Genomic DNA, 6,280 nt, shown 5'->3' with positions numbered 1-6,280 from the left:
TTGATGATACGACAAAGCTGGAATTTGATTACACGGGGGCGCATTGGGTTGTTGAAGATGTGTCTCTTGAAATTGTTGTCGGCTGCTGGGAAGATGTCTCAATGGATGCTTGCAAAGAAATTGTGAAAACTTGCAAAGGCGAGGATGCCGCATTGGACCGATCTGTCATTCTTAGCACAGCTACGAGGGAGACGATTGATTGTCTTTTATCGAATAAAGATGTAAATCGTGTGGAACCTGTGCGATATGGGGAACCAACCGTTATAGATTGACGGCTTTAGAAAAAAACTATCTTTGCGGTTGATGAAACCGGCTCCGATTAAAGATTTTGAATCTTCTGCAAACGCTTCGCGCGGTCTTGCGCTTTGGCATGTCCTTGCGATTGGAACGATTGCATTTTGGGGCACGAGTTTTGTGAGCACGAAGGTGCTTTTGAATCACGACTTTTCGGCGGTGCAGATTTTTACGTTGCGGTTTGTGGTGACGTACTTGTTGCTGCTTGCAATGACTCATAAAAAGTTCCGTTGCGAAAACTGGAAGCACGAAGTGGTTTTGTGCTTGTGCGGACTGACGGGGTGCACGTTTTACTTTTGGGCGGAGAATACGGCGCTTACGATTTCGCCGTCGAGCAATGTGTCGCTGATTGTCTGCACGAATCCGCTTTTGACGATGATTTTTGGCGGGCTCATTTACAAGAGCGAACGCCTTTGCAAGCGACAGATTTTCGGGTGTGTGATTACGTTTATCGGGATGGTGCTTGTTGTGTTGAATGGAAAGTTTATTCTAAAGCTTTCGCCGGTTGGCGATTTGCTCGCGTTCAGTTCGGCATGCATGTGGACGATTTATTCCTTGATTGTCCGGCCCCTCAACGGAAAATATTCTACGTTGTTTATCACGCGAAAGATGTTTTTCTATGGCGCGCTCTCGTCAATAATTATTATGCTTGGCGAAACGGCTTTTGCTCCAAATGCAGCGGGTGCGGGGCGGTTCCTCGGAGTTCCGTGGCCGAACTTTGCGAAACCTGTCGTGTCGCTCAACTTCCTTTGCCTCACGGTTTTTTCGTCGCTGTTTGGCTACTTGATTTGGAATAAAGTTTTAAAGCAACTTGGGACGGTTTTGGCAAGCAATTATATATACGCCATTCCGCTGGTGACGATTATTACGGCGGTGATTGCTCTTGGGGAACGCATCACGTCGGTCGCGATTGCGGGTGCTGTTGCCATCGTTGCGGGCATGGTCCTTGCGGAGTGGAAACCGCGGGGATGACAACGCCCCGAATTGTTTACTATATTTTTCATAGGTAATGCCTTATGCGGTAAAACGCTGTATCGTGTCGTCAAAGGCGCGATATAAGAGAATCCCGTGCTGCGCTTTGCGGTCTGCAATGTTGCAAATCCGGGAACGGTCTCGCCGCTGTAAGGGAGGACGAAACCAGCATAAACCAATGCTTGCCGCAAGGTGGGTGTGAAGGGGCTGGAAGTAGAGTGATCCCCGAGTCAGAAGAACTGTAAGGCACAACGGGCGTTTTGCGCCACGGGTTGTTAAACGGTGCGAAAGACATCGCTTTGCATAGCCACGCGTTTGCGTGGGTGTTTGACTGCGTGCAGTTGTTCTAGCGGTCTCTTGGGCGTTCGCGTGTGCGCGGGCGTACTGCTTGCGAGCGTTTCTGGTTTTTCCGAAGAGTTTGTTCAAGATTTAGGTGAGTCTTCCGTTTATGGAGTGGCATCCGAAAACGTAAAGCCTTTGCAGGCGTCTTCGAGCTATGCCGAAGTTTTGCCCGAAGTATGGGAAGGCCGTTCGCTTTCGGCGGCTGAAGTCTTGGCTTCTTTGCCGGGCGTACAGTACACGCGCCAGGGCGGTGTCGGGAGTTTCCAGACCGTGAGCATTCGCGGAATTTCTGCAAAGAATATTGTCGTTTGCATGGATGGGATTCCGCTGAACGATGCGTCGGGCGGTGCGGTTGATTTTGGTTCGATTGACTTGAATCAGGTCGAAAAAATTGAAGTCTACAAGGATCGCGTGCCTGCGAAATTTGGCGGTCGAGGAATCGGCGGTGCTATAAACTTTGTCACCAAAGGTTCAAAGCCTGCGGAAGCTGTGCTCAAGCCGGAAGATAAAAAGTCGGGCCGAGTGCTTTTGAGCTATGGTAGCCACAACACGTGGGAGGCTTCGACGCAGTTGCTCTCTCGCTTGACGGATAGCGCCTCGGTGAGTGCGTCTCTGTCGGCGCGGCATAGCGATAATGATTACGAATTTGATAGCCAAAATGGAACGCCTTACAACCCTAATGATGATTTCAAGGACACACGCCGCAATGCGGAATTTACGGAATACTCTGGGCTTTTCAAGGCGCGCGTGTTGCATACAAATGGCGTTTTCTCGACTTTGAATATGAACTTTAGCCGTTCGGAAGGCGGAAATCCCGGTCGAGACGATTACCAGACGTCTGTGGCTGGCTACAAGGGCGAATTTGCGCAGGCGACCTACCGTGCGGAATTGCCGCAACTCTTGGGATGGCTATGGCTTGAAATGTCTCTCACGGGAAAGTTTGAAAAGGCGACTTCGCATTCGTATTATCCGCTAGACCATCTGGGCTATGATTTGCCGGGTTTGCAGGAGTACGGTTCGGCGGGGTATAGCCTTGTTCCTGAAGTTGTTGCGAATTATTCGGGAGACCGCTTGAATGCAAATTTGCGCATGTCTCTGGATGCTTCGTATTACGAAAAGCGTGGAACGACATCGAGTAAATGGAACTTGGCTCGCGTGGCGACGAATGTCTCTTTCGATGTCGAGTATGATTTTGTCAAGAATCTCACTGTGGGCGGTGAAGCTTCGGCCTTGATTGTCAAGGATGATTTGCATGGCGGAAAATTTGTGCATCCGACTGCTTCAAAGACTTTAAAATCGGCGAAGGATCGCAATGTTTCTTGGACGGGACGCGGCTTTTTGCGCTATGATGCGCCTGACTCCCGCTATGGCGGCAACGTGAGCTTTGGGCGCTTTGTACGTACCCCGCAACTGATGGAACTTTATGGTGTCCACCCGGGGATGCTTTCGAATCCGGATTTGAAAGATGAATCGGCGTTGCGTTTTGAAGTCGGTGGCTATTACATGATTCCAAAAAGCAATACCGCCATTCGTGCAACGTATTTCGAGACGGATGTTGAAAACGGAATTTACTGGCTAGTGAGCGGCGGATTCTCGAAACCGCAGAATATCGGCAAGTCGCATGTGCGTGGCTTTGAAGCGGAACTTGAAAGCAAACCGAAAAAATGGCTTTCTGTGATTTTACGTGCAACGTTCCAGGATGCAGAAGATGGCAGCAAGGAAAAATATTACACGGGCAAAAAGCTCCCGAATGAGCCTGCACGTTCGTACTATGCCGAGGCAAGGTTTGATTTGCCGTACCATCTCGACTTGACATGGACTTCAGAATACCGCACCGAGATTTTTGATGACCGTGCAAATCGTATCAAGCAACCTGCTGTGGATTTGCATCATGTCTCGCTTGGCTATACACCTTTTGAAAAAACACGACTTGTTTTTGCGCTCCGGAACTTGACGGATGAAACTTATAGAAATCCCTATGTTCCATTCCCGACTCCGGGGCGGGAGTACAAATTAACATTAACACAGGGGTTTTAAACCCCGCGCAGGATGAAAATTGCAAAACGTGTAATTTACATTGTCTGCGAAAAACATAAAAAGGAACCACTATGAAAAAATTCCTAACACTTACGGCGGCATCCGCTCTTGCTCTCTACATGACGGCTTGCTCGGACAACTCCACCTCTGCCGATGACGACCCGCTCAAGCCGGGCTCTGTCTACGTCTTCGGTTCTGACTACAAAACTGGCGAACTCCGCTGGGTTTCTGAAGACGGGGTGTCCGAAGATTCTAAAGAATTCAATCAGGATTCCAAGATTGTCGGCGTTGACGGAAACCTTTTCGTTCTCGAAAGATACGGTGCAGATAACCTTGCTCTCGTGGATGTTTCTAACAAAAAGGTCACGTGGCAGAAGGACATGGGCGATGGCGCCAATCCGAGCGATGTTGTGAAGGCGAACAAGGACGAAGTCTGGGTTGCCTTGGAAGGTGCTGCCAAGTTTGTGAAGGTCTCCGTGAAGGATGGCGAAGTTGTGAAAACCGTTAAGACGGACGGATTCAACCAGGGCAAGGCATCTACGCCGAACCTCGTAGACTTTGAAATTAGCGGTGATACGTTGTTTGCCCTCTTCCAGCGTTCTGAAAACTATGCTTATCCGGTTCCGGGGCTCCTCGCTTTGTACAAACTTAGCAACGGCGATCTCTTGGATACGATTAAGCTTGCTAAGAAAAACCCGATGGCCATGGGCTTTGCAAAGGGCAAACTCTATATCGCTTCTCAGGGTGAATACAATGCAAGCTATGGCACAGATGCTGACGACAAGCGCGGTATCGAAGTTGTCGATTTCGACAAGAAGAAAACCTCTGTAGTTGTTGACGGTGAAAAGCTCGGCGGTGGTGTCTATGCATTTGCCGTTGACCCGGAAGGTGTTGCTTTTGCCGCTATCTACAAGGGCTTTGGCGATGTCCCAGTGGTGAAAGTTAATCTTTCTGAAAAGTCCGTTAAGAAGGTTTCTGACATTGCCGATGCCGAAGGATCCCTCTACTTTGACGATGTCGACGGTGTGCTCTACGTCGGTGACCGTGGCGCAAAGGGTGGTCTCTTCAAGTATGACGAAGGCAAGGTCACAAAGATTGACGCTCCGAAGGACATGCTTCCGGTTTACAACATCACGATCGTGAGATAATTGATTGATGCTCCGGCGCAATGGTCGGAGTGACAATTCGCTTAGTTCGAGGCGGCTAATCCTAGCCGCCTTATTTTGTATAGCATCATGCGCGGGCTTACGGAAAGGTCGCGGCCGGCGGCGCTCATGTTGCCGTCGTGACGGCGGAGCGCTTCGCTTAAGATTTCACGCTCGTAGCTGTCCATTAGCGTGGCGAGAGGACTGTTGCCTTCGGGGAGTACGGAGGTGCCTGACGTGACGTCGGTTTGCAGCGTGGGCGGCAAATCGTAGGCGTTGATGCAGACGTCAGTTGTCGCAAGGCATGCGTGTTCGATGCAGTTTTCGAGTTCGCGCACGTTACCGGGCCAATGATAGCTCATGAGCATGTCGATGGCGGGTGAGCTTAGGCGCAAAATTTTCTTGCCGTATTTGTAATTCATCTTTTCGATGAAATGGTCCGCTAAAAGCAAAATGTCCGTTTTGCGCTGGATGAGTTCGGGGAGCGAAATCTGGAAAATGTTCAGGCGGTAATAAAGGTCTTCGCGGAACGTGCCGTGCTGCATCATGGCTTCGAGATTTTTGCCTGTGCTTGCGATAAGGCGCACGTTGCAGCGCTGCTCGATGTTGCTACCGAGGCGTTTGAAACTTTGTTCTTGAATAAATTGCAAAAGCTTGATTTGCGCGGGGAGCGGCAAGTCGGCGACTTCATCTAGAAAGAGCGTGCCTCCGTTTGCTTGTTCTGCCTTGCCGATGTGGCGGTTGGTGGCACCTGTGAATGCTCCGCGTTCAAAGCCGAAAAGTTCGCTTTCAAAAGAGTTTGCTCCTTCGGTGAGGGCGTCGCAGTTGAGCGCTACGAACGGGGAATCCTTGCGTTCCGAGAGCTCGTGGATGCTGCGGGCGACGTATTCCTTGCCGGTGCCAGCCTTGCCGCGGATAAGGACTGTTGCGGCGGTGGGGGCGATTTGGCGGACGAGCTTGCTCACTTCGCGCATTTCGCGCGTGTTGCCGATGAGTTCGCCTGGAATGCCTTCAATGACGTTGCGGATTTTCTGGCATTCAATTTGGTGCTCGTTTTCGATGGATTCAAAGTTCTTTTTTAAAATCCCGTGAATGCTCTCTAAGAGTTCGCCACGCTTGCGAACCTTTTGGATTTTCTCGACGATGGCCGCGAAAGTCGTGTTTTCAAGAGCTTCGATATCCATTTTGCATTTCGGAAAATCTCTGTTGCTGCGCCGGGCCTGCTGTAACCCGACGCAGCTCTAGGAGAGATGAACGTGTTTAATATAGTAATAAATTGCGATCCTGTATTACAAAAATGTAATAAAGTGATATAATTTTACAAAAATGTAATGAAACGAGACGAAAATAGGCGATTTTGTACGGTGCAAAGGGGTAAAAGCATTGCTAACTTATAGTTCGTAAAACAAAAAGTCAGTGTTCTGCTATTCTGGATTAATTGTTTTGCTTTGTCATGCCCGCGAAAGCGGGCACCTCCTTTTCAAAAAACG

General features: G+C 49.7%; 4 protein-coding genes, 1 pseudogene and 1 riboswitch. Of the genes and pseudogenes, 4 read left to right on the top strand and 1 reads right to left on the bottom strand.

The genetic code is table 11. The annotated features are described in order from the left end of the window. From B3A20_RS14295 to B3A20_RS14280, 4 genes and pseudogenes are all read left to right on the top strand, one after another. Positions 1-272 (top strand): annotated as a pseudogene (locus B3A20_RS14295) (hypothetical protein); the annotation flags it as partial. A gap of 31 nt (positions 273-303) precedes the next feature. Next, positions 304-1,266 (top strand): DMT family transporter, encoded by a 963-nt coding sequence (locus B3A20_RS14290; protein WP_290766185.1) that lies wholly within the window; start codon positions 304-306, stop codon positions 1,264-1,266. 25 nt (positions 1,267-1,291) lie between these two features. Next, a riboswitch (cobalamin riboswitch) is annotated at positions 1,292-1,527 on the top strand. Between the two features lie 54 nt (positions 1,528-1,581). Further along, complete coding sequence (locus tag B3A20_RS14285; RefSeq protein WP_290766182.1) at positions 1,582-3,645, top strand: TonB-dependent receptor; 2,064 nt, start codon at positions 1,582-1,584, stop codon at positions 3,643-3,645. 71 nt (positions 3,646-3,716) lie between these two features. Continuing rightward, positions 3,717-4,793, top strand: coding sequence for a hypothetical protein (locus tag B3A20_RS14280; protein ID WP_290766179.1), 1,077 nt, complete (start codon positions 3,717-3,719; stop codon positions 4,791-4,793). Positions 4,794-4,834: 41 nt separating this feature from the next. Here B3A20_RS14280 and B3A20_RS14275 read toward each other — a convergent pair whose 3' ends face one another. Then, positions 4,835-5,974 carry a sigma-54 interaction domain-containing protein gene (locus B3A20_RS14275; protein ID WP_290766177.1) on the bottom strand — a complete coding sequence of 380 codons (1,140 nt, stop codon included), beginning with the start codon at positions 5,972-5,974 and terminating at the stop codon, positions 4,835-4,837. Positions 5,975-6,280: the final 306 nt, after the last annotated feature.

It is taken from the genome of Fibrobacter sp. UBA4297 (assembly GCF_002394865.1).
Taxonomy (GTDB): domain Bacteria; phylum Fibrobacterota; class Fibrobacteria; order Fibrobacterales; family Fibrobacteraceae; genus Fibrobacter.
Note: the sequence above shows the minus strand (reverse complement) of the source record. Positions and strands in the feature narration are given on the sequence as shown.

Excerpts from the sequence above, each read along its gene's own strand:
- B3A20_RS14290 (WP_290766185.1), top strand. The coding sequence starts at position 304 with ATGAAACCGGCTCCGATTAAAGATTTTGAATCTTCTGCAAACGCTTCG.
- B3A20_RS14280 (WP_290766179.1), top strand. The coding sequence starts at position 3,717 with ATGAAAAAATTCCTAACACTTACGGCGGCATCCGCTCTTGCTCTCTAC.
- B3A20_RS14275 (WP_290766177.1), bottom strand. The coding sequence starts at position 5,974 with ATGGATATCGAAGCTCTTGAAAACACGACTTTCGCGGCCATCGTCGAG.